At 72.5% G+C, this 22,552-nt stretch carries 23 protein-coding genes and 1 tRNA gene; 11 read left to right on the forward strand and 13 right to left on the reverse strand.

All coding sequences use genetic code 11. From position 1 onward, the window contains the following. The first annotated feature begins 117 nt into the window (after window positions 1-117). From EFE23_RS14810 to EFE23_RS14820, 3 genes are all read left to right on the forward strand, one after another. Entirely contained in the window at window positions 118-1,113 is a 996-nt protein-coding gene (locus EFE23_RS14810; protein ID WP_123241513.1) for an Acg family FMN-binding oxidoreductase, read from the forward strand. Between the two features lie 132 nt (window positions 1,114-1,245). Next, entirely contained in the window at window positions 1,246-3,078 is a 1,833-nt protein-coding gene (locus EFE23_RS14815) for a glycoside hydrolase family 15 protein (protein ID WP_123241514.1), read from the forward strand. A gap of 223 nt (window positions 3,079-3,301) precedes the next feature. After that, window positions 3,302-3,760, forward strand: a complete 459-nt coding sequence (locus EFE23_RS14820) for a hypothetical protein (RefSeq protein WP_123241515.1) — start codon at window positions 3,302-3,304, stop codon at window positions 3,758-3,760. Here the strand turns inward: EFE23_RS14820 and EFE23_RS14825 are convergent. Both EFE23_RS14825 and EFE23_RS14830 read right to left on the reverse strand, forming a co-directional pair. Next, a complete protein-coding gene (locus tag EFE23_RS14825; RefSeq protein ID WP_158675863.1) occupies window positions 3,757-4,305 on the reverse strand; it encodes a GNAT family N-acetyltransferase in 549 nt (182 codons plus the stop codon). The genes EFE23_RS14820 and EFE23_RS14825 overlap by 4 nt on opposite strands. 111 nt (window positions 4,306-4,416) lie before the next feature. Then, on the reverse strand, window positions 4,417-5,376 hold the full coding sequence (locus EFE23_RS14830; protein WP_123241517.1) for a helix-turn-helix transcriptional regulator: 960 nt from the start codon (window positions 5,374-5,376) through the stop codon (window positions 4,417-4,419). 95 nt (window positions 5,377-5,471) lie between these two features. On the opposite strand from EFE23_RS14830, the gene EFE23_RS14835 reads away from it, so the two are divergent. Next, window positions 5,472-5,909, forward strand: a complete 438-nt coding sequence (locus EFE23_RS14835; RefSeq protein ID WP_123241518.1) for a VOC family protein — start codon at window positions 5,472-5,474, stop codon at window positions 5,907-5,909. A gap of 140 nt (window positions 5,910-6,049) precedes the next feature. On the opposite strand, the gene EFE23_RS14840 is transcribed toward EFE23_RS14835, so the two are convergent. After that, on the reverse strand, window positions 6,050-6,856 hold the full coding sequence (locus tag EFE23_RS14840; RefSeq protein ID WP_123241519.1) for a GNAT family N-acetyltransferase: 807 nt from the start codon (window positions 6,854-6,856) through the stop codon (window positions 6,050-6,052). A gap of 54 nt (window positions 6,857-6,910) precedes the next feature. Continuing rightward, window positions 6,911-7,459, reverse strand: coding sequence for a GNAT family N-acetyltransferase (locus EFE23_RS14845; RefSeq protein ID WP_123241520.1), 549 nt, complete (start codon window positions 7,457-7,459; stop codon window positions 6,911-6,913). 55 nt (window positions 7,460-7,514) lie between these two features. Here EFE23_RS14845 and EFE23_RS14850 point away from each other — a divergent pair, with 55 nt between their 5' ends. Together EFE23_RS14850 and EFE23_RS14855 are read left to right on the forward strand one after the other, a co-directional pair. Then, the gene (locus tag EFE23_RS14850; protein WP_123241521.1) at window positions 7,515-8,096 is read left to right on the forward strand and encodes a TetR/AcrR family transcriptional regulator; all 582 of its coding nucleotides are present in this window, start codon (window positions 7,515-7,517) and stop codon (window positions 8,094-8,096) included. A gap of 54 nt (window positions 8,097-8,150) precedes the next feature. Next, the gene (locus EFE23_RS14855) at window positions 8,151-8,561 is read left to right on the forward strand and encodes an NUDIX hydrolase (RefSeq protein WP_123241522.1); all 411 of its coding nucleotides are present in this window, start codon (window positions 8,151-8,153) and stop codon (window positions 8,559-8,561) included. A 104-nt stretch (window positions 8,562-8,665) separates the two neighbouring features. Here the strand turns inward: EFE23_RS14855 and EFE23_RS14860 are convergent, their stop codons facing one another. From EFE23_RS14860 to EFE23_RS14875, 4 genes are all read right to left on the reverse strand, one after another. Then, entirely contained in the window at window positions 8,666-8,854 is a 189-nt protein-coding gene (locus tag EFE23_RS14860) for a hypothetical protein (RefSeq protein WP_123241523.1), read from the reverse strand. A 220-nt stretch (window positions 8,855-9,074) separates the two neighbouring features. Next, window positions 9,075-10,070: a hypothetical protein gene (locus EFE23_RS14865; RefSeq protein ID WP_123241524.1), complete on the reverse strand. Its 996-nt coding sequence runs from the start codon at window positions 10,068-10,070 to the stop codon at window positions 9,075-9,077. 58 nt (window positions 10,071-10,128) lie between these two features. Further along, window positions 10,129-10,659 carry a GNAT family N-acetyltransferase gene (locus tag EFE23_RS14870; protein WP_123241525.1) on the reverse strand — a complete coding sequence of 177 codons (531 nt, stop codon included), beginning with the start codon at window positions 10,657-10,659 and terminating at the stop codon, window positions 10,129-10,131. A gap of 113 nt (window positions 10,660-10,772) precedes the next feature. Beyond that, window positions 10,773-11,219 carry an anthrone oxygenase family protein gene (locus EFE23_RS14875; protein ID WP_123241526.1) on the reverse strand — a complete coding sequence of 149 codons (447 nt, stop codon included), beginning with the start codon at window positions 11,217-11,219 and terminating at the stop codon, window positions 10,773-10,775. 91 nt (window positions 11,220-11,310) lie between these two features. Here EFE23_RS14875 and EFE23_RS14880 point away from each other — a divergent pair, with 91 nt between their 5' ends. The 5 genes from EFE23_RS14880 to EFE23_RS14900 all read left to right on the forward strand — a co-directional run bounded on the left by EFE23_RS14880 (window position 11,311) and on the right by EFE23_RS14900 (window position 18,192). Next, window positions 11,311-11,889 (forward strand): TetR/AcrR family transcriptional regulator, encoded by a 579-nt coding sequence (locus EFE23_RS14880; protein WP_123241527.1) that lies wholly within the window; start codon window positions 11,311-11,313, stop codon window positions 11,887-11,889. Window positions 11,890-12,426: 537 nt separating this feature from the next. Continuing rightward, complete coding sequence (locus EFE23_RS14885; RefSeq protein WP_123241528.1) at window positions 12,427-13,602, forward strand: hypothetical protein; 1,176 nt, start codon at window positions 12,427-12,429, stop codon at window positions 13,600-13,602. Next, entirely contained in the window at window positions 13,603-15,738 is a 2,136-nt protein-coding gene (locus tag EFE23_RS14890; protein ID WP_123241529.1) for an NACHT domain-containing protein, read from the forward strand. A gap of 80 nt (window positions 15,739-15,818) precedes the next feature. Then, the gene (locus tag EFE23_RS14895; protein WP_123241530.1) at window positions 15,819-16,556 is read left to right on the forward strand and encodes a VOC family protein; all 738 of its coding nucleotides are present in this window, start codon (window positions 15,819-15,821) and stop codon (window positions 16,554-16,556) included. A gap of 61 nt (window positions 16,557-16,617) precedes the next feature. Then, window positions 16,618-18,192 (forward strand): FMN-binding glutamate synthase family protein, encoded by a 1,575-nt coding sequence (locus EFE23_RS14900; protein ID WP_123241531.1) that lies wholly within the window; start codon window positions 16,618-16,620, stop codon window positions 18,190-18,192. A 134-nt stretch (window positions 18,193-18,326) separates the two neighbouring features. On the opposite strand, the gene EFE23_RS14905 is transcribed toward EFE23_RS14900, so the two are convergent. From EFE23_RS14905 to scpB, 5 genes are all read right to left on the reverse strand, one after another. Beyond that, window positions 18,327-18,400, reverse strand: a tRNA-Pro gene (locus EFE23_RS14905). A 144-nt stretch (window positions 18,401-18,544) separates the two neighbouring features. After that, window positions 18,545-19,951 carry a ribosome biogenesis GTPase Der gene (der, locus tag EFE23_RS14910; protein ID WP_123241532.1) on the reverse strand — a complete coding sequence of 469 codons (1,407 nt, stop codon included), beginning with the start codon at window positions 19,949-19,951 and terminating at the stop codon, window positions 18,545-18,547. After that, window positions 19,948-20,628 (reverse strand): (d)CMP kinase, encoded by a 681-nt coding sequence (cmk, locus tag EFE23_RS14915; protein WP_123241533.1) that lies wholly within the window; start codon window positions 20,626-20,628, stop codon window positions 19,948-19,950. Before cmk ends, der begins: the two co-directional genes overlap by 4 nt. A 192-nt stretch (window positions 20,629-20,820) precedes the next feature. After that, window positions 20,821-21,591 (reverse strand): pseudouridine synthase, encoded by a 771-nt coding sequence (locus EFE23_RS14920; protein ID WP_123241534.1) that lies wholly within the window; start codon window positions 21,589-21,591, stop codon window positions 20,821-20,823. Next, window positions 21,578-22,549, reverse strand: coding sequence for an SMC-Scp complex subunit ScpB (gene scpB / locus EFE23_RS14925; protein ID WP_123241535.1), 972 nt, complete (start codon window positions 22,547-22,549; stop codon window positions 21,578-21,580). The genes EFE23_RS14920 and scpB overlap by 14 nt, the downstream gene beginning before the upstream one ends. Between the last annotated feature and the right edge of the window lie 3 nt (window positions 22,550-22,552).

Below are 22,552 nucleotides of genomic sequence, written 5' to 3' on the forward strand. Positions count from 1 at the left end.
AACACCCGGCGCCGGCTCCCGGGTCTGGCGGCCCCGCCGCCCGGGCCCTCCGGCCCTGTGCGCCGCCGCGCCCGGCGGGCAGGGTCGGAAGGGGACGAGCAACGAGGAGGCGGCACCATGACCCAGCCATCAACCCGGACGGAGCAGACCGCCACGGTACGGGTGCTGGAGGCGGCGGCCCGGCAGTCGCTGCACGCGCCGTCGGTGTTCAACACCCAGCCCTGGCGCTGGCGGGTCACCACCGACGCGCTGGAGCTGCGCGTCGACCCGCAGCGGCGGCTCGCCACCACCGACCCGGACGGGCGGCTGCTGACCCTGAGCTGCGGGGCGGCCCTGCACCACGCCCGGCTGTCGCTGGTGGCCGCCGGCTGGGGCGTGACCGTCGACCGGTTCCCCGACCCGGACGACCCCGAGTTGCTGGCCCGGCTGCGTACCACCGGCCCGGCCGACCTGGATGTCGCCGCCGGCCGGCTGGTCGACGCCATCCCCCGCCGCCGCACCGACCGGCGTGCGTACGGCGACCGGCCGGTACCGGCGTCGCTGCTGAGCCGGCTGCGCACCGCCGTCGAGGCGGAGGGGGCGTACCTGCACGTGGTCCGGATCGACCAGATGCCGATGCTGGCCGTCTCCACCGCCCGCGCCGCCGACGCCGAGCTGGCCGACCCGGCGTACCGCGAAGAGCTGCGCCGGTGGACCAACCGGCCGGCGGACAGCGGCGACGGCGTGCCCACCGCCACCACCGTGCGGCCCGCGCCGCGCCGGGTGCCGGTGCGCGACCACGCGCTGGGTGGCGCGGCCGGGCTCAGCGCCGGGACGAACTTCGACCGGGGCGCCGCGTACGTGATCCTCTTCGGTGAGCGGGACGACCCGGCGGCCTGGCTGCGCGGCGGCGAGGCGCTGTCCGCGCTGCTGCTCACCGCGACGGCCGAGGGGCTGGCCACCGCGCCGCTGAGCGACGCCATCGAGCTGGCCTGGCCGCGCCGGATGATGCGCGAGCTGCTCGCCGGGGTGGGCGAGCCCTACCTGGTGATCCGGGTGGGCTGGGGGCCGGACGAGGAGCTGCCACCCGCGCCGCGCCGGGCGCCGGCCGACGTGATCGAGGTCGATGCCTGACCGCCGGGGCGGGGCGGCGCCGGTTCGCGTCCGGCGGTTACCCCGGCCGGGTGACCGTCACGCGGTGACCGCCCCGCGCCCGCCCCTCCCGTCTACCGTCCGATCGAGGGCAGGTGACGTGGGGAGGCTGGCGTGGACGGGTACCCCGCCATCGAGGACCACGGGCTCATCGGCGATCTGCAGACCGCGGCCCTGGTGACGTGCGACGGCTCCATCGACTGGTTCTGCGCCCCACGCTTCGACTCACCCAGCGTCTTCGCCGCCCTGCTGGACAGAGAGAAGGGTGGCTTCTTCCGGATCGCCCCGGACGACGTCCGGTACGTCACCAAGCAGCTCTACCAGCCGGACACCCCGATCCTGATCACCCGTTTCATCAGCGCCGACGGGGTCGCGGAGATCATCGACTACATGCCCGTCGCCGGTGAGCGGCCCACCGATCAGCACCGCCTGGTGCGGATGGTCCGTATGATCCGCGGCAGCATGCGCTTCAAGCTGGAGTGCCGGCCCCGGTTCAACTACGGCCGGGACCAGCATGAGCTGGAGGTGCACCCCGAGGGGTACGTCTTCCGCAGCCCGGCACTGAGCCTGACGCTCAATCCGGTCCACCCGGTCCCGAAACTGATCCGCGAGCGGGACGTCGACAACGACGGGCACGACCTGGTCGGCCGGGTCACCCTGCAGGAGGGCGAGACCGGCGGCATCGTCCTGGAGACCGGCTCCCTCCGGCCGCCGCGCTTCATCCCCGGCGAGGAGATCGCCGCGATGTTCGAGCGGAACATCGAGTTCTGGCGCCGCTGGCTCGACCGCTCGACGTACGGGGGGCGCTGGCGGGAGATGGTGGAACGGTCCGCGATCACCCTGAAGTTGATGACGTACGCCCCGACCGGCGCGATGATCGCCGCGCCGACCGCCGCCCTGCCGGAGCAGATCGGCGGCACCCGCAACTGGGACTACCGCTACACCTGGATCCGGGACACGTCCTTCTCGGTGCACGCCCTGCTGGGCCTCGGCTTCACCGACGAGGCCAGCCGGTACGTGAACTGGCTCGACGAGCGGGTCCGCGAGGCCGGCGACAACGCCGCCCCGCTGAAGATCATGTACCGGGTCGACGGCTCGTCCGACCTGCACGAGGAGATCCTCGACCACTTCGAGGGCTACCGCGGCTCCGGGCCGGTGCGGATCGGCAACGGCGCGGCCGACCAGTTGCAACTCGACATCCACGGCGAGGCCCTGTACGCCATGCACCTCGCCGACGAGCAGGGCATCCGGCCGTCGCACCAGGTCTGGCGCAGCACCGTCCGGCTCGTCGACTGGCTCTGCCACAACTGGGACCAACCCGACGCGGGCATCTGGGAGAGCCGCCACCACCCCCGCAACTACACCTACGGCCGGCTGATGTCCTGGGTCGCCTTCGATCGGGCGATCCGCCTGGCCAACCGGCACGGCCGGCCGGGCGACATCAACCGCTGGATCCAGCAACGCGACACGATCTACAACCAGATCATGGAGCGCGGCTACCACCTGGGCCGCCGCTCCTTTGTGCAGAGCTACGGCGAGCCGGTGCTCGACGCCTCGCTGCTCATCATGCCGGCCGTCGGCTTTGTCACGCCCACCGATCCGCTGTGGCGCTCCACCCTGGAGGCCATCGAGGACGACCTGGTCTCCGACAGCCTGGTCCACCGCTACGACCCGGCCGCCGCGCCCGACGGCCTGCCCGGCGACGAGGGCACCTTCAACATGTGCACGTTCTGGTACGTCTCGGCCCTGGCCGGCGCCGGCCGGCTCGACGACGCCCGCCTCACCTTCGAGAAGATGTTCACCTTCAGCAGCAACCTGCGCCTCTACGCCGAGGAGATCGCCCTCACCGGCGAACAGATCGGCAACTTCCCCCAGGCGTTCAGCCACCTGGCCCTGATCACCACCGCCCTGCACCTCAACGAACTCCTGGACGCCCGCAAGCGGTGAACCGTCGCCGCCCGTACCCGGCGGGCAGCGCCGGACGGGGGTGCCGGTTGCGGCACGCTGTCGAGCTGATGTCGCGAACGACTCACCCGACCGGCCACCCTGCCCGCCTGCCGGGACGTGCCGGCCCTACCTCTCCCCCGTCCGAGGCAGCGCCTCCCCGACGCGGGGGATCCCGGCGACCCCCGCCTCGCCGCATCCTGGAGGCGGCTGAGGGGGCGATCGCATGACCATGCCATACCGCGACGCGCTGCCGTTCGTCGACGAACACCGGGTCCTCGTCCCGGCTCCCGCACCCGCCGTGTGGCAGGCGCTCACCGGGCTGGTGCCCGGTGCCGGCACCGGCGGCGCCGCCCTGGCCCACCTGCTCGGCACCGAGCCGCGGCGCGCCCGCGGCACCCTCTTCGAGCCGGGCGCCACCCTGCCCGGCTTCGCGGTCGCCGAGGCGGTGCCCGGACGGCGGCTCCGCCTCACCGGCCGGCACCGGTTCTCCCGCTACTCGCTGATCTTCACCCTGACGCCGCAGGCCGGCGGCACGCTGCTCAGCGCCCGCACGGACGCCGCCTTCCCGGGCCTGCCCGGCCGGCTCTACCGCCTGCTGGTGATCGGCTCCGGCGGCCACCGTGTGCTGGTCGGCCGCATGCTGCGCGCCGTGCGCCGCCGCCCGGCCGTCAGGTCCGGTTAGGACCGGGGTGCGTCGAGACCGAAGACGGCCACGGTACGCACACCGCCGTCCCCGGCCGGCTCGGTGCGGGAGCCGATCCGCCGGAAGCCCGACTTCTCGGCGACCCGGATCGAGGCGAGGTTCTCCTCGTCCGCTTCGAGGAGCACCTGCCGTACCCGCAGCTCGGTCCGCGCCCAGCCGACCAGCAGCCGGACCGCGCGCGGCGCCACGCCCCGGCCGCGCTGCGCCGGGAACACGCCGTAGGCGACGGTGGCCACCGCGTCGTCGCGGAACTGGAGGTTGATCATCCCGACCGGCTCGTCGGTCACCGCGTCCGCGATCACCAGCGGCGCGGCCCGTCCGCTGCGCCACGCCTCCGCGGCCCGGGCCAGGCTGGTGCGGCGGGCCTCGGCGTCCATCGGCTCGTCGTCCAGCCAGCGGCGGGCCTCCGGGTCGTGGCTGGCCGCGCCGATCGCGTCGAGGTCGGACGCCCGGCGCCGACGCAGGCTGACCGCGCCGTCGGTGAGCGGTGCGGCGGGCGGCGGAATCGGACCGGAGCGGGTCATGGCCGGCATGGTACGACCCTTGCGACGCGACGTCCGTCCCGCGCGTCCCGGCCGGGGCCACCACCGGTCGGCGGCCGCGTCGGCGGCGGGTTCCCGGCAGCGCCACGGCCGTCAGCGGGTACCGGCCATCGCCTCGAGGCGGCGGGCGAGCCGGGCGGCGGCCTCCCGCAGCTCCGGCGGCTCCAGCACCTGCGCCTCGAAGCCCAGCCGGGCCACCTGCACGACGAGCCAGTCCAGGTTGTCCCCGCCGACGACGAGCACGCACCACCCGTCGCGGTCGTCCTCGACGCGCCCCACCTGGAGCGGCACCAGCTCCCGCACCCGGTCGGGCCGGGCGTGCACCCGCACCCGGGCGAGATACCGGTACGACGCCTCGGTCACGGACCGCTGCACGTAGGCGACCGGGTCGGGATGCTCCCGCGCCCGGAAGCGCCAGGTCGTCGCCGCCACCGCACGCATCCGGTCCAGCCGGAAGGTGCGCCAGTCGCCGCGGTCGACGTCCCAGGCCATCAGGTACCACCGGCGGCCGGTGGTGACCATCCGCACCGGCTCGACCGTGCGCTCGCCCTGCCCGCCGTCGCGGCCGCCGTACCGGAAGCGCACCCGTACGGCGTCGCGGCACGCCCGCGCGAGAGTCACCAGCAGCTCCGGGTCGATCTCGACCCCGGGGCCGATGAGGGTGTCGGTCGCGCCGTGCACCGCGCGCACCTCGGCGCGCAGCCGGGACGGCATCACCTGGTCGAGCTTCGCCAGCGCCCGCAGCGCCGCCTCGCCCGCCCCCGCGACCGTGCCTCCGGAGGCCAGGCGCAGGGAAATCGCCGTCGCGATCGCCTCCTCGTCGTCGAGGAGCAACGGCGGTAGCCGGGTGCCCGCGCCGAGCTGGTAGCCACCGCCGACCCCCGCCGTCGCGTGCACCGGGTAGCCGAGGGCGCGCAGCCGCTCCACGTCGCGACGCACCGAGCGGTCGGTGACCCTCAGCTCGGCGGCGAGCTCGGCGGCGGTCCAGGACGCCCGCCGCTGCAGCAGGGCCAGCAGGCGCAGCACCCGCTCGGTCGTCGCCTCGACGCTCACGCGCTCATCGTTCCACAGATCACGGAACGATCCTGTCCGCGATTTCCGGGAGACTGGGAGCCATGACCGACCCGACCAACAGGAGGCGCGCTGAGATGGCCCGCGACATCCAGATCACCTTCGACTGCGCCGACCCCGCGGGGCTGGCGACGTTCTGGGCCGAGGCCCTCGGCTACCGGCTGCAGGACCCGCCCGCCGGCTTCGAGTCGTGGGAGCAGGCACTGGCGGCGATGGGCGTGCCGCCCGAGCGCCGCAACGACGCCTCGGCCGTGGTCGACCCGGACGGCGCCGGGCCCCGACTGTTCTTCCAGCGGGTGCCGGAGGGCAAGCAGGCCAAGAACCGGGTGCACCTCGATGTGCGGGCCGCTCCCGGGCTCAGCGGCGACGCGCGGATGGCGGCCCTGGAGGCGGAGGCCGCCCGGCTCGTCGCCCACGGCGCCACCCGCCTCGAGCGCCACGAGCCCGCACCGCCGCTCGGCGCCGGTCACATCGTCCTGGCCGACCCCGAGGGCAACGAGTTCTGCCTCGACTGATCAGCCGTCGCCGGCGGCGTAGGAGTGCCTCCTACCCGCGTTGAGGGGGTGTGCCGTGGCCGCATCCGCCGCCGAGGCCGTCCGCGACGAGTACGACGCGCTCTACCGCGACACCGCCGGCTCGGGCGGGCCGCCCTGGGTCATCGGCGGCCCGCAACCGGCACCGCGACCGGCGGATCGGCCGCCGGCAGCAGCACCGACAGCACCCGGGCGTACGGGCGGAACCCGGCCGCGTCGTACATCCGGCGGGCCGGATTGCCGTCGGCCACCGACAGGCCGACCGCCGGCAGACCGGCGGCGCGGGCGCCGTGCAGCGCGTGGACGAGCAGCGCCCGGCCGAAGCCGCGGCCCTGGGCGGGCGGCGCCACCGCCAGGTTCAGCACCCAGGCGCAGACGTCCTCGGTCCACGGCACCGGCCCGGCGCACAGCACGTGGCCGGCGCTGCGCCCGTCCGGATCGACCAGGCGGGCCGAGGCGGGCAGCAGCGGCGGCACCGGCTCACCGGTGTCGAACATCCCGCGTACCTCCGCGGTGTCGCCGGCCGTCCACGGCCCGTCGGGGTGCCCCGGCCCGTACGCCGCCGCCAGCCCTTCGGCCAGCTCGTCGTCCCAACCGGGGCTGCCCAGCGACCAACCGGAGGGCAGTGCCACCGGCGCCGGCAGCCCGGCCAGATTGTGACGCAGGTCGGTCGCGGCCCGGCGCCGGGTGAGACCGCCGGCCACCAGCGCGCCCACCACCGCGTCGTCGGGCGTCTCCAGCCGGCACCCGGCGAGGTCACGGCGGGCCTGCTCGGCGACGTGGGCCGGGGCCGCTCCGGGCAGCGGCCGCAGGTCGGCCGCCACGCGCGTCCCGGCGTCGTCGCGCAGCCGCAGGCGGGCCAACGCCGTGCCGTCGTCGGCGACGAGCAGCGAGTCGGCGGGGTCCTCAGGATGGGGGCGTACCGGCATTCGGGCGAGGCTAGTGACTCGCTCGGTTGGGTGCCACCGAGAATGCGCGACCCCTCACGGCCTGGCCGCCGCGTCGGGGGCGCCGACCGGAGCCTCCCCCAGGTCGAGGGTCCAGTGCTGGCCGACCAGGTCGTGGCCGAAGCTGTGGTGCGGCTCCTCGTCGACGAGGACGAACCCGAAGGCCTGGTAGATCCGGCGGGCCGACACCAGCACGTCGTTGGTCCACAACGTGACCTGCCGGTAGCCGACGTCGCGGGCGAAGCCGAGGCAGGTCCCGACCAGCCGGGTGCCCACGCCGAGGCCGCGCGCGGCCGGCGTGACCAGCAGGATCCGCAGCTTGGCCAGCCCGGGTACGTCGCCGGCGACGCAGAACACGCAGCCTGCCCGTTCGCCGTCGACCTCAGCGATCCAGGCCGCCTCCGTGGCCGGGTCGTGGTCGGCGGCGTAGTCGGCCACGATCCGGGCCACCAACGCCTCGAGTTCAATATCCCAGCCGAACTGCCGGTCGTAGACCTCACCGTGGGCCATCACCACCCAGCCCAGGTCACCGGGACGGTCGGCCCGGCGCACCACGACCCGCGGCTGGGGATCCTGCTGTGTCATGGGTTGCCCCCTCATGCGACTGACACGACTGTTTCAGTAGCGGTACGCTACCGCCATGTCCCCGGACCGCACCACCCCGTCGGCGCGGCAGGTCGAGCTGCTGGAGGCCGCCTACCAGTACGTGCTCGACCACGGCCTCGCCGACCTGTCACTGCGCCCGCTGGCCACCGCCATCGGCTCCAGTCCCCGGGTGCTGATGTTCCTGTTCGGCAACAAGGACGGCCTGGTACGCGCACTGCTGGCCCGGGCGCGCACCGACGAGCTGGCCATCCTGGACCGCCTCGGTCAGGCCGGCCAGGAGCCCATCGGCCTGGTCCCGGCCGCCGACCGGGTCTGGGCGTGGCTGGCCGTCGACGAGCACCGGCCGCTGCTGCGACTCTGGGTCGAGGCGTACGGCCGGTCCCTGGTCGAGCCCGACGGCGCGTGGGCCGGCTTCGCCCGGGCGACCGTGCACGACTGGCTCGCCGTCCTGGCCGCGTGCCAGCCGCAGCCCGAGCGGGACAGCCAGGAGGGCGCCACCCGCCGTACCCTGGCGCTGGCGGTGCTCCGGGGCGCGCTGCTCGACCTGCTCGCCACCGGCGAGCACCGCCGGATCACCACCGCCGTCCGGCACCAACTCGCCCTGCTGGGACCCTGACCGTCAGCCCACCGAGGGCCCCTCCGCGCGCACCCGGCATGGCATGCTCTCGCGATGGCCACCTATGAAGTCGCACTCGTGCTGCTCGTCGATCCCTCGGGCGCGCTGCTCATGCAGCACCGGGACGGGAACGCGGCCGTCTCGCCGAACCAGTGGAGCCTGCCCGGCGGCCACCTCGAGCCCGGCGAGACGCCCGAGGAGGCCGCCCGCCGCGAGCTGCTGGAGGAGACCGGCCTGACCGCCGGTGAGCTGCATCCGGTGTGGAGTGGCCCGCGCCCGTACGAGGAGGGCTTCCCGCACACCGTGACGGTCCACGTCTTCCGCGGCACCACCACCGCGCGGCAAAAGGACGTGGTGCTGGGCGAGGGACGCGCGATGGTCTTCGTCCCTCGGGACGAGCTCCTCGATCACGACCTGGCGGTCACCACGGCGCTGGTCCTGTCCCACCATTTCGAGGCCGTTTGACCCGATGGGCCACCCCCTCGGACCGCTGCGAGCTGTCGTACCGCCACAGCTGCGGCACCCGGTGGACGATGCCGGCCACGGCGAGAACGGTCAGCACCCCACCCTCACAACGCCGACACCACCAGCGCGACCAGCGACACCGCCGCCGAGACCCCGACGGTCGCGGACGAGCCGGTCAACGAGAACAGCTGCGTAGGGACCGCGACCGCGCTGAACGAACCACCCACCCCGGCGATCACCGACGCCACCCACAGCCGCCGGTACGCGGCGATCGCCAGTGGACGCCGATCCACCAGATACGCGCCCAGCCTGCGTCCCCCGCCGCCGGCGCCGCCAGTTCCGGCCGCCGTCGTCGGCGCTGCCATACCCGTCACCCCCGGTCGGCTGATGCCGGCCGTGGCCGACACCGAGGATGCTCAGCCCTACCCCAGGGGAAAGGTCCAGCACTGATCCCGGCTGGCCCCCGCCGACCTGGCCGTCGACGCGTCCCATGGGCCCGTCCCCGCCTGGCCGTCAGGTCGGTAGGGCGTCGCCGATCGAATCGCGCAGCGAGGTCGGGGAGAGCAACGGCTGGAGTGGGCCGTCGTCGACGCTCCCCGGCAGCCGCCGGGCCACCCCGGCGAGCAGGTCGGCCACCTGGACCCGCGGATCGTCCCGGGAGTCGACCATCACCAGGCCGGCCAGCGGCGACGGCCCGGCGCGGCCGGCCAGCACCCGCTGGAGGCGGCGCAGCCGCCCGGCCGTGAGGGCGCTCTGCTCGTCGTGGGTCACCAGCACCCGCCGGCTCCCGCCGCTCCAGAACAGGACGGTCTCGGCCAACGCCGGCAGCATCGGCTCCAGCGGCGGCGGAATGGACCGGTCGTCGTCGCTCAACCTGGCCAGGAGGCTGCCCACCCGGTCCCGGCTGAGCCCGTGCAGGACGTCCTCGGCCGGCGCGCCCAGCCCGTGGCGTACCAGCGCATCCCTTGCCTGGAAGAACCCTTCCACGGTCCGCTGATCCGGCCGGTGTCGCCGCTTGAGCCGGCACATCTCGACGAAGGCCGCGAGGAAGGCCGTCCAGTCGGCGCCGGCGGAACCCCGAGCCCGATACAGGGCGAGGGCGGCCGGACGGTTCTCCTGGGTCAGCCGGGTGCCGGCCGCGTACGACGGCTCGGCCAGCAGCAGGTCGACGACGCGGGTGACGACGAAGTATTGCTTGTCGACCAGGTGAACGTGCGCCCGGCCGCGCAGCGCCGCCAGGAACCACTCCAGCACCTCGCCCGCTTCGGGCCGGCGGAGGAACTGCCGGGACTTGAACTCGTTCGGCGAGAACCGGAAACCGGACCGCAGCGTCGCGACCAGCGCGGCCGCCTCCTCACCGCGCAGGTCGACACTCGCGTGGGTGATCACCGGCGTGGCGGGGTCAAGCAGATTGGTGCCGGAGAACCCCGATTCGTCACAGGCGATCTCCACGACGGTGCCGGCCACCGTATCCACCGGCGGCAGCCCGCCCTGAAGCGGCAACCTCATGCCCGGTCCCTCGCCATGTCGACCATGGTCGCCGACCCGACCCGATCGGACCACCCAGTTAGGCTCCGCCGGCCGCCGCCCGCACCACCTGATACATGACGTGGTCCTGCCATCGGCCGGCGATGTGGAGATACTCCGGCGCGATGCCGAACGGCACGAACCCGTTGCGTCTGAGGACCCACTGCGATCCGCCGTTGTGCAGCAGGGTCTCGGCCTGCACCCGGTGCAGGCCCAACTCCTCGAACGCCACCCGCACGATCTCGCCAACGGCCCGCGTGGCGAAGCCCCGGCCGTTGTGGCCCGCGCTCACCCAGTAGCCCAGCGCACAGGACTGGAACGGGCCGCGCACGATGCCGCTGAGCGTGATGCGCCCGATCACCCGGCCGACGTCGTCGAGGATGACGTGGGGCAGCTTCGACCCCAGCTCGTACTGCTGGAGATCGCCCCGGATGACGGCGTGTTGGCCGCCCGCCGTGAAGTAGTCCTCGCTCCGGACCGGCTCCCACGGCGCGAGGAACTCACGGTTCACGCGGAGCAGCTCGGCCAGGGCCGGCGCATCCTCGGGGGTGATGAGCCGAGTGATCTTCACTCGCCCATCATGCCCCTCGCCCCGCGGCAACCGGGCACCTGCCCAGGCGCGCCATCAAGGCCGTCATCGCGACCCGCTACGACGAGGCCCGGGAAAGCCCACCTCGCGCGGGGTCAGACAAGGGCGGCGACCAGCAGGGCGAAGGCGGCGATGATGACCGCGACGCGGACGTAGTGGAGGCGGTCCCAGCGGTTCATCTGCTGCTTCCAGTCGGCGGGCCGGTTGTCCGGGGTCCACGTCTTGCCCCGGTTGTTGATCGGGACGAGCAGCAGGATCGACATGATCACGCTGACGATCAGCAGCGCACCGGCGGTGACGGTGAGGCCGTTGCCGTGGTGGCCCCATCGGGCGACGGCCCAGACCGCGACGAGGACGAGCGACGTGATGTACCAGACCGGCATCACCGCGCCGAGCATCCGGCCCCCGTGGGCGCGGCCGAGTTGGCCACTGTCATCGGGAAGTGCGGTGAGGATCGGGTTGATGACGAAGACGACGGAGAACTCCACCCCCACCATCACGCCGACGACCACGATGGTGAACACCTCGAGTGCGTTGAACATGACGCCCCTCCCTGAGGTTTAGCATTGATAGAAGATGTTGCGACACTAACTCTGCCCCCGCTCGGTTGTCTAGCGGTGCTAGGATCACGTCATGTCGGTACAGGAACGCAAGGAGCGCGAACGGGCGCACCGCGAACGCCTCATCCTGGCGACGGCCCGCGAACTCGCCGAGCAGCAGGGCTGGGACGCGGTCACCACCCGCCGCCTCGCCGAGCGCATCGAATACAGCCAGCCCGTCCTCTACAGCCACTTCCGCGGCAAGCGCGAGATCATCGGCGCCGTCGCCCTCGAAGGCGCCGCCGAGATGGCCGCGGCGGTGCGGACCGCGGCCTCCGCCGCGGACGGCCCCCGTGCCCGAGTCACCGCCCTCGCCCGCGCCTACCTCGACTACGCCGCACGCAACCCGGCGGTCTACGACGCCATGTTCCAGCTCGACGGCGGCCTGGCGTTCGCGAAGGCGGACACCCCAGAACCCCTGAAGGACGCCTTCGCCGCCCTGCTCGAAAGCCTCGGAGAGGTCGCCGGCGACGGCGTCCACCCGGCGCTGTTCACCGAGGTGTTCTGGGCCGCCCTGCACGGGCTGGCGACCCTGACCCGGGTGGGACGGCTGCCGCCGGAGGACACCGAAGCAAGGGTGGAACTGCTGGTTGACCGGCTCGCCGTGCTCTGACACACCACCCCCTGGCTGGCCCACAGGTCCGTCCCGATCGGTCGTCCTGGATCGGCCGGTAGGAAACCCACGTAGCCCTCTCGGAGGACTGGTCCGCGGTCGCGGCGGCAGGATAGTTTGGCAACGACGAACAGAGCCGGATCAATTCGGCAATCGCCAATGTCGCATGCCTTTCTTTCCTGAGTGCGGTCGCTGCCGGGCGAAGGAGGTGTTCGGCGCGCGTCATGTCGGCGCCTGACAAGACCGGTGCTCAGCCCTGTCCGTTGGTCGGCGGGTCGTGGCCACGCTGCGGGTGAGCCCGACAGGAATCATCCGTTGCCCTGTCGACGGCAGGGCCGGAACAGACCGAAGTGTGGCGAGGCGAGGTTCATGAGGCGCTCAGGGAGACGCCGCATTCTGGACTCGGCCATGGTCAGCTAGCTGAAAGGGCGGGCGCTGAACCGGCTCGCGCGGGCACTTCGGATCGCCGCCGCAGGGCTGGCCGGCGCCTATCTGGGTGTCGCGCTCGCCGGCTACGAGGAAACTCAGATCGGCCCGGTGCGATTCGAACTGACCGCGGACGTCGGGCTGAGCGGCTCCTCCACGCTCGAATTTCCACCATTCGGCTCGGCCGAGATGGACACCCACAAGGGCCCGTTGAGGCTGCGGGCACGCGTCGTGAGCACCAACGCTCAACAGCTGTACGACCTGATCGAGCAGGGCCGGTTCGAACAGTCGTTCACCGACGGTAAGGCCGAATTCTGGCAGGCTCTGGCCCGGCTGGGGATACGAACCAGTGCTGCCGCTGTCCTCGGCGCGGGGATCGTTACCGTCCTCGTCTTCCGCAGGCCCAACCGGGTCGCCACCGCTCTGGCCCTCACGTTGACATCCGTGCTGCTGGTATCAGGGTCCGTGATGGCAACCTTGCGGCCGCAGGCCCTCCAGGAGCCGCGGCTCACGGGTTTCGCGGCGAACCTTCCGTCGGTCATCGGAGACACGCGGACCCTCACGGAAGAGGGTGCGCTGGACGACGACGACCTGCACACGCTGCTCCGGGCCGTCCTCGAGCTCAACAGTCACGCCGACACGATGCTCCCGTACCAGGACAGCCATCCACTGACCAGGGTCCTGTTCGTCAACGGATCGATGTCGGACCCCTACGCCGACGCCCTCAGCGCCTTGGTGGCCGACATCTACGGCGCAGACTTCGTGGTGGACGCGTCGGGCGCCGTCTTGCAGGGGGACAAACCCGATGCCGCCCAGCTGACCGATTACCGTCCGATCCGTTGGGAATCGGTGAACGGTGTGACGGACGGCGACGGGCCGGCGATTGCCGCCCACAGTGCGGCTCTGACCGTGCACGGCCTTGGCATCGGCCGGTGCGGCACGTCACCGAGACAGGACCCGGCACTGACGGTATCGGCGTACCAGCACCAGTCCGGTCGCGCCGTCGCCATCGCCCTCGTACCCGACGACGCCACCGCCGAACGGCTCGCCGGACACGTGCCGTTGATCCTGCGAGGCGCTGCCGCCACGCAGTCCGCGCGGGAGCTGGGACACGGCAGCACCTACCTGACTCTCGGGTCGACAGGCCTACCCGCCGGAGAATCGGACACCCACCCGGGCCCATTCCAACTCACCGTTCTCTACCTCCGCGGCACGGCCCTCCGGGCGTACGACGCCATCGACCTCACGGGCTCCGGCGCGGAGATCGTGCACCGCGTGGTGCTGTAGATGCCCCGTTCCCCCAGAGCGTGGACACCGACCACTGCGCGGATCGTAACGGCGGCGCTCCTCCTCGCCCTCCTGTCCTTCACCTGGTGGATGCTCGCCACGGGAACACGCGGCGCCGAGATCGCCAATGTGCTCGCTCTTCCGTTGGCGGCAGTCAGCCTCCTCACGGCGGTCGTCGGGTCGGTCGCCAGGCCCGCCGTCGGAGACCCCGCCGTGCTCGCCGCGGCCCAGCGCCGGTTGAGCGCATGGTCCGCCAGGCAGGAGACCGAACTACTGCGGCGCGCGCTGCTGGAAAGCGGCGAGCTGCAGCCGGCGAACCTCCGCTCCGGCCAATGGAAGACCGTGCCGGCCCGCACGGACGGTGGGCAGCGCCGCGGCTCGGTCCGCGACATCGCCTCGTACTACCAGCACCTCGACCGTGGACGCCTGGTGGTGCTCGGAGAACCGGGGTCCGGCAAGAGCGTGGCGCTCGCCGTACTGGTACTTGGACTGTTGAAGGCACGTGCAGCGGGGGGAGACGCGTCGGCGTCGACGTACCAGCGCGTCCCGGTTCGGCTGAGCCTGCCCACCTTCGACCCCGGGCCGGGAGCCGACCAGCAGAGCGACCTGGCGTCACACGACCGCCTGCGGCGATGGCTGGTCAACCAGGTCGCGGCCGCCGCCGACGAGCCCCCAGCCCTGATCGCGGCCATGGTGGAAGCCGGCATGATCCTGCCGGTTCTCGACGGCCTGGACGAGATGGACGCCGACAGGGAGCCGGCCACGCGAGCGGCGCTCGTGGTGCGAGCCCTGAACTGCCAGGTAGACCATGGAATCGAACCGGTCGTGGTCGCCTGCCGACGCGCTCGGTACGAAGAGCTGCGATCGGTGGTCACCCCGCTCGGCGAGCGGGTCACCATGCAGGACGCCTCCGTGGTGCTTCTCGAACCGCTGACGATCGCCGAAGTGGCGGCGTATCTGACGCGACGCTTCCCGGCGCACGGCAACTCGAAGGTATTGGAGAGCCGCTGGGCCGAACTCATCGGCAGCATGCGTGCCGATCCGGACGGACGCCTCGCCACCGCCCTCCGATCGCCGCTTCGCCTCTTCCTCGCTATTCGCGCCTACCAGGACCCCACCTCGCGGCCTGCGGATCTGCGGCAGATCGACGGCTCGCTGGATCACCATCTCTTCGCTCGGCTCATCCCTGCCACGCTGAGCGCTACCAAGCCACCGGCCGCTATGGATGCCTCACACGTTCAACACTGGCTATCCACACTGTCGCGCCGCCTGCGGCAGCAGCGCGTGAGCGGGCAGTCTGGAACGGACCTGCCCCTGCACACGCTGTCCTCTGGCATCGTGCCGGGGTGGCCGATGCTTGCGGTCACCGTTGCGAACATGGCGGTCGTCGCCACCTGCATGCTCGGTGCAGTGCACCTGTACGCCGATGCGGCCCCGCAGAAGTTCGCCGGGGGCACGTTGCGAACGCTGACCGTGTGCGCGGTGATCCTGACCGGCTGGCGCAGTTCGCACCCCGAGACCGCGCTGCGCCGCTTCAGCTTCGGCCGGCTGCGCACGCCGTCGGAACGGCGCGCCCTCATCACCCGCGGTCTACTGGGCCTGCTCGTCGGCACCACTGCATGGGCCGTCAGCGGGCTGCGCGTCCGTCCGGCCTTCGGCGTCCTCGTCGGTTTGACGATCGGCGCCGCGTTCGCGGTCGGACTAGGGTCCGAGCGGGGCAGCCCACGCGGGGCGCCCGAGCGTCCGAGCCAGGTTCTATCGCAGATACGCAACTTCTATCTGGTGACCGGCACGGCGGTAGGGCTCGTTGTCGGAATGGGACTCGGCGCGGTCCTGGTCGTCGGGGTCGGCGGCGGGACGGCCGCCGCGTGCGGCGCCCTCCTGGGGGCAGCCGCAGCCGTTCTCTTCACCGCCGACTCGCCTTGGCCGCCGCAGGTGGCGGGCAGCTGGGCGGCCGCTGCCAAGGGAGACCTACCCCATGGGCTGAACAAGTTCCTGGACTGGGCGCACGAAGCCGGGTTGCTCCGGCTGGTGAACCTCGCCGTACAGTTCCGTCACCACGAGCTACAGACATGGCTCAACGAGCAGGCGTCGCCAACCACGCGGCGGGGTGCGGATCCGACAACTCTCCCTTGATGACCGTTTCAGGCCTGATCCAGCACGGCCGGCTGCGCCTGGTTCAACCCGGGCCGCTGAGACCGTCTAGCATCGCCCGCATGGCAACGCGGCTCGTTCAAATCAACATGAAGGCCCGGGACGACGCCGCGCTGGGCGGTTTCTGGGCGGAGGTGCTCGGCTGGGGAATCTCCAGCGAGGAACCCGGCGTGACCAACCTCGAACCCGAGGGCTTCGTCTACCCCGACCCCGTCGCTGTCTGCATCGATCTCGTCATCTCCCCGGAACCCAAGACGGTGAAGAACCGCGTGCACGTCGACCTCGCCACCACCTCGGCGGCCCATCAGGCGGAGGTGGTCACGCGCCTGAAGGAGCTCGGCGCGACACCCGCCGACGTAGGCCAGGGTGACGTCCCATGGACGGTCATGGCCGACCCGGAGGGCAACGAGTTCTGCGTGCTGGACCCCCGACCGCTCTACCGGGACACCGGACCGATCGCCGCGGTGGTGGTCGACTGCGCGGATCCGCGAGCCATGGCCCGCTTCTGGGGCGAGGCCATGGACTGGACCGTGCACGAGGTGAGCGACGACCAGGCCGTGCTGCGCTCCGCCAAGGGCGCCGGCCCATATCTCCGGTTCGTTCGCACACCCGACGCGAAGACCGTGTGGAACCGCGTCCACCTCGACGTCCGCCCCTACCCGGGTGACGATCCGGAGGCCGAGGCGGCCAGACTGCGGACTCTCGGCGCCACCGCCATTGATCTGGCCGACAGCCATGTCACCTGGAGGGTCCTCGCCGACCCGGAAGGCAACGAGTTCTGCCTCCTCACCCCAGCCTGACCCGAACCCTCGGCGAGGCGCGGGCGTTTCGGCGGCGCGGCTTGCGGAAAGAGTGGCGGGCATGAAGTGGGCCAGCCGCGCCGTACCCGTCATCTCCGCCGCCGTCGCCGCCCTCGCCGCCCGCGACCTGCTGCAGCGCGACCACGCGCTGCTGCGCAACTTCCCGGTCATCGGACGGGCCCGCTACCTGCTCGAGGCGATCGGGCCGGAGCTGCGGCAGTACATCGTGGCCGGCAACAACGAGGAGCGGCCGTTCACCCGGGACCAGCGGCGCTGGATCTACGCCTCGGCCAAGAAGGAGAACAACTACTTCGGCTTCGGCACCGACAACGACATCGAGTACACGCCGGGGTATCCGATCATCAAGCACCGCACGTTCGGACGTGCCGTGCCGCCGTCGTCGCCGACCGCCGGCCACGAGGTGGAACTGCCCTGCGCCAAGGTGCTCGGCGCGGCCCGGGGACGACCGCTGGCGTTCCGGCCCGGCTCCGTGGTCAACATCTCCGGGATGAGCTTCGGCTCGCTCTCCGGCCGGGCGGTGGAGGCGCTCAACCGGGGCGCCGCGCTGGCCGGCTGCCTGCAGAACACCGGCGAGGGTGGGCTGTCGCCGTACCACCGCAACGGCGGGGAGCTGGTGTTCCAGATCGGCACCGCGTACTTCGGGTGCCGCGACGAGCGCGGGCGATTCAGCCTGGCACGGCTGAAGGACCTCATCGCCGGGGCGCCGGTACGGGCGCTGGAGATCAAGCTGAGCCAGGGCGCGAAACCGAGCCTCGGCGGTCTGCTGCCGGCGGCGAAGGTGTCGGCGGAGATCGCGGCGACCCGAGGCATCGCACCCGGTCAGGACTGCGTCAGCCCGTCCCGGCACGCCGAGTTCTCCGACTGCGACAGCCTGCTCGACTGGGTGGAACTGCTCGCCGCCGAGACCGGACTGCCGGTCGGCATCAAGTCCGCCGTCGGCGACCTCGGGTTCTGGGACGAGCTGACCACGCTGATGCGCGACACCGGACGGGGCGTGGACTTCGTGAACATCGACGGTGGCGAGGGCGGCACCGGCGCCGCGCCGCTGATCTTCACCGACTCGGTGTCGCTGCCGTTCCAACAGGGCTTCACCCGGGTCTACCGGACCTTCGCGGAGAAGGACCTGCACGAGCAGACGGTCTTCATCGGCGCCGGCAAGCTCGGCCTGCCGGACAACGCGGTCGTCGCGTTCGCGCTCGGCTGCGACATGGTCAACGTCGGACGGGAGGCGATGCTGTCGATCGGCTGCATCCAGGCGCAGAAGTGCCACACCGACACCTGCCCCACCGGCGTCGCCACCCAGAACCCGTGGCTCACTCGCGGCCTCGACCCGACCCTCAAGGCCGCGCGGGCCGCCAACTACATTCGTACGCTCCGGCGTGACCTGCTCAAGGTCGCCGAGGCGTGCGGGATGGAACACCCCGGGCTGATCGACACCGACACGGTGGAGATCCTCGACGGCCGGACCGCCTCCACCCCATTGCGCGAGGTGTACGGATACCGGCCGGGATGGGGCCTGCCGTCGGCGACGGACCGGACCGAGATCGTCCGGCTGATGACGGCCGAGGCGCCGCAGGGCGGCAGCGCGACACCCTCGCCCACCGCGGCCGGCTGATCCTTCCCCCGATCGCTCGCGGCACACGGCGGCTGCTGGCCAGTCGTCTGAAGGACCGCAACGCGGTGACGACGAACAGCAAGAAGGCCTCGACTCACCGAAGTGAATCAAGGCCCTAGCCTGCTGCTTTGCTGTCGGGACGGCCGGATTTGAACCGACGACCCCTTGACCCCCAGTCAAGTGCGCTACCAAACTGCGCCACGTCCCGATGCCCCCGCGCGGTGTTCCCCGCGGCAGCCGGTACAGCTTAGCGCAGGATCTTCGCGCCGTGCGCACAGGCCCCTCCCGTGCCGCACGCCACTCCCCCTAAAGCGTCCTAGGAAAGTGGGGGCGGCGGAACACGGGGGTCGGGTCAGCCGTGGGCCTTGCCGCGGCCGCCGGGGCCGAGCTTCTTGCGGGCGCGTACCGAAATGTCGATCGGGGTGCCCTCGAAGCCGAACTCCTCGCGGAGCTTGCGCTCGACGAAGCGCTGGTAGCCGGCGTCCAGCGGCCCGGTGGTGAAGAGCACGAAGCGCGGCGGCGCCACCCCGGCCTGGGTGGCGAAGAGGATGCGCGGCGCCCGGCCACCGCGGACCGGGTGCGGGGTGGCCTGGACCAGGGCGGTGAGCCACTGGTTGAGCTGCGCGGTCGGGATCCGGGTTTCCCAGCTGGCCAGGGCCTTGCGCAGCGCCGCGGCGAGCTTGTCGACCGCCCGACCGGTCTTGGCCGAGAGGTTGAGCCGGATCGCCCACGGGATGCGGCGCAGCTCCCGGTCGATCTCCTTGTCCAGGTAGTAGCGGCGGTCGCCGTCGACCAGGTCCCACTTGTTGAAGGCGATGACCAGGGCGCGGCCCGCCTCCACCACCATGCTGAGGATGCGCTGGTCCTGCTCGCTGATCACCTCGCTGGCGTCGAGCAGCACCACGGCCACCTCGGCCGCCTCGATCGCCGACGCGGTCCGCAGGCTGGCGTAGTACTCGGTGCCGCTGGCCTTGCCGACCCGCTTGCGCAGGCCGGCGGTGTCCACCAGCTGCCAGGTCTCGCCGCCGATCTCGACCAGGCTGTCGACCGGGTCGACGGTGGTGCCGGCGACCGAGTCGACCACCGCGCGCTCCTCGCCCGAGAAGCGGTTGAGCAGGCTGGACTTGCCGACGTTGGGCCGGCCGACCAGGGCCACCCGGCGCGGGCCGCGCGGGCGGTTCTCCACGATCTTCGGCGCCTCGGGCAGCGCGTCCATGATGGCGTCGAGCAGGTCGCCGGAGCCGCGGCCGTGCAGCGCCGAGACCGGGAACGGCTCACCGAGGCCCAGCGACCAGAGCGCGGTCGCCTCCATCTCGATGGTGGCGTTGTCGGCCTTGTTCGCCACCAGGATGACCGGCTTGGCGCTGCGCCGCAGCATCTTCACCGCGGCCTCGTCCACATCGGTCGAACCGACCATCGCGTCGACCACGAAGAGCACCACGTCGGCCGTGGCGACGGCCGCCTCGGCCTGCGCGGCGATCGCCGCGGCCCGGTCCTTGGCGTCCGGCTCCCAGCCGCCGGTGTCCACCACGGTGAACGCCCGGCCGTTCCACTGCGCGTCGTACGGGACCCGGTCGCGGGTCACGCCCGGGATGTCCTCGACGACCGCCTGGCGGCGGCCGATGATCCGGTTGACCAGGGTCGACTTGCCCACGTTGGGGCGGCCGACCACGGCCACCACGGGCTGCGGGCCGGCCGGCTCACCGGACTCGGCCTCCGGCTCGCGCAGCTCGACCCAACCACCGATGTCCTCGGTCATGCCACGCCCCGCTCGGTGAGCAGTTCGCGCAGCCGAGCCACGACCTCGTCGATGCCGAGCTCGGTGGTGTCCAGCACCACCGCGTCGGGGGCCTGCTGCAGCGGGTTGACCTTGCGGGTGGAGTCGAGCTTGTCCCGCCGCGCCAGGTCGGCGGCGGTGGCGGCCACGTCGGCCGCGTCCTCGGCGCTGCGCCGTTGGGCGCGGGCGGTCTCGGAGGCGGTCAGGTAGACCTTCAGGTCGGCGTCGGGGGCGACCACCGAGCCGATGTCGCGGCCCTCGACCACGATCCGGCCGGCCGCCTCGATCAGCTGCCGCTGCCGGGCGACGAGCAGCTCGCGCACGGCCGGCACGGCGGCCACCGCGGAGACCGCGCCGGTCACCTCGGGGCCCCGGATCTCCTTCTCCACGTGCACGCCGTCGGCGGTCACCGCGTACCCCTGCGGGTCGGTGCCGATGCGCAGGTCGACCTCGCCGGCGACCTTGGCCACCGACCCGGCGTCGGTCAGGTCGACGCCGGAGCGCAGCACCGCCCAGGTCAGCGCCCGGTACATGGCCCCGGTGTCCAGGTAGCGGGCCCCGAGTCCGGCGGCGAGCCGCCGCGAGACGGTGGACTTACCCGAACCGGACGGCCCGTCCACAGCGACCACGCAGCGCCCGGCCGGCACGTTTTCCTCCACCGTTGTCCTCCTCAGCCCGTACCTCGCGGGTCGCCGGTTTCTCCGGCGCCGTTGAGCGGTTTCCATCGTCGTCAATCATGCCCGCACCGCGCGGGTCGGCCACACGCGACGCCGCCGGGGGCGATGCGCGCCACCCGCCGGCCCGCGGGCCGCGTCGAAGCCTACCGGGAGCCGTACCCCGGACGACTCCGGTCAGTCACCCACCGCCTTGAACAGGGCGGCGACCTCCGCGTTGGTCAGCCGGCGCAGCCGCCCGGTGCGCAGGTCGCCGAGCTTGATCGGGCCGATCGAGGTACGGATCAGCCGGGACACGGGGTGTCCCACCTCGGCCATCAGGCGCCGGACGATGTGCTTGCGCCCTTCGTGCAGGGTCAGCTCCACCTGGGCGGTTTTGCCCAGGGTGCCCACCACCTTGAAGGAGTCGACCTTGACCGGCCCGTCCTCCAGCTCGACGCCGGCCGTGAGCCGCTTGCCCAGGTTGCGCGGGATCGGCCCGGCCACCTCGGCGAGGTAGGTCTTGAGCACCTCGTACGACGGGTGCATGAGCTTGTGGGCGAGGTTGCCGTCGTTGGTGAGCAGGAGCAGGCCCTCGCTGTCGGCGTCGAGCCGCCCGACGTGGTAGACCCGCTGCTCCAGCCGCGCGCCGATGAAGTCGGCCAGCTCGGTGCGGCCCTTCTCGTCGGCCATGGTGGTGACCACCCCGCGCGGCTTGTTCATCGCCACGTAGACCAGGCGGACGTCGGCCGGCAACCGCTCACCGTCGACGTGGATCACGTCGCGGGTCGGGTCGGCCTTGTCGCCGAGCTGCGCGACGCGCCCGTTGACGGTGACCCGGCGCCGGAAGATCAGGTCCTCGCAGGCGCGCCGCGATCCCACCCCGGCGGCGGCGAGCACCTTCTGCAGGCGCTCGGCGCCCTCGTACACGGGGGCGTCGGGCTTCGGGGCACGGTCATCGCGTCGCATCGGCAAGCTCTTCTACGTCGTCGGGCAGGAAGGGGGCCAGGGGCGGCAGGTCGTCCACCGAGTTCAGCCCCAGCTTTTCCAGGAACATCGTGGTGGTCCGGTAGAGGAACGCCCCGCTGTCCGCTTCGGTGCCGCACTCCTCGACCAGGCCGCGACCGACCAGGGTACGGATCACCCCGTCGCAGTTGACACCCCGGATGGCGGAGATCCTCGACCGGGTCACCGGCTGCTTGTAGGCGATCACGGCCAGGGTCTCCAGTGCGGCCTGGGTCAGCCGTACCGACTGCCCGTCCAGCACGAACCGCTCGACGTAGGTGGCGTATTCCGGCCGGGTGTAGAGACGCCAGCCACCCGCGGCCCGGCGCAGCTCGAAACCGTGCCCGGCGGCGGTGTAGCCGGCGGCGATCTCGTCAAGCATCGGGCCGATCCGCTCCGGGGACTGTTCGAGGACCTCGGCCAGGGTCAGCTCGCTGACCGGCTGGTCCACCACCAGCAGGATCGCCTCCAGCGCACCGCGCAGCTCGGCGTCATCCAGCTCGGGCGCGGACTCCGGCGCGGGCGCCGCCCGCCGCCGCCCCCGCTTCCCGGGTACGCCCCCGGCCTCCCCCTCCCCCGCCGGCAGGCCGGTGGGCGGCGCGTCGAGGTCGCTCACCGGCTCCGCCGCGCTCTCCCCCGTCGGATCTTGGACCGTTTCCGTTCCGGCCGCACGGTGACTGTCCACGGTCGCCGTCTGCTCTCCGGTGGCGACGGCGACCTCCGGCACGGCGGCGGCGGGCTCGGCGGCGACCTCCGGCACGGCAGCGACCTCCGGCGCGGCGGGCTCGGAAGCGGCGGCGACGCCGGCCGCGCTGGGTGGCTCGGTGGGGGCGGCGGGCTTCGGCGGGGCGGGACGCTCCCACGGCGGGACCCAGGCGGCGGCCTGGTCGGCCAGGGAGTCGGTGCGCTCCTCGTCGCTCATCGG

Source organism: Micromonospora solifontis (assembly GCF_003725545.1).
In the GTDB taxonomy this organism is placed as follows: Bacteria; Actinomycetota; Actinomycetes; order Mycobacteriales; family Micromonosporaceae; genus Micromonospora; species Micromonospora solifontis.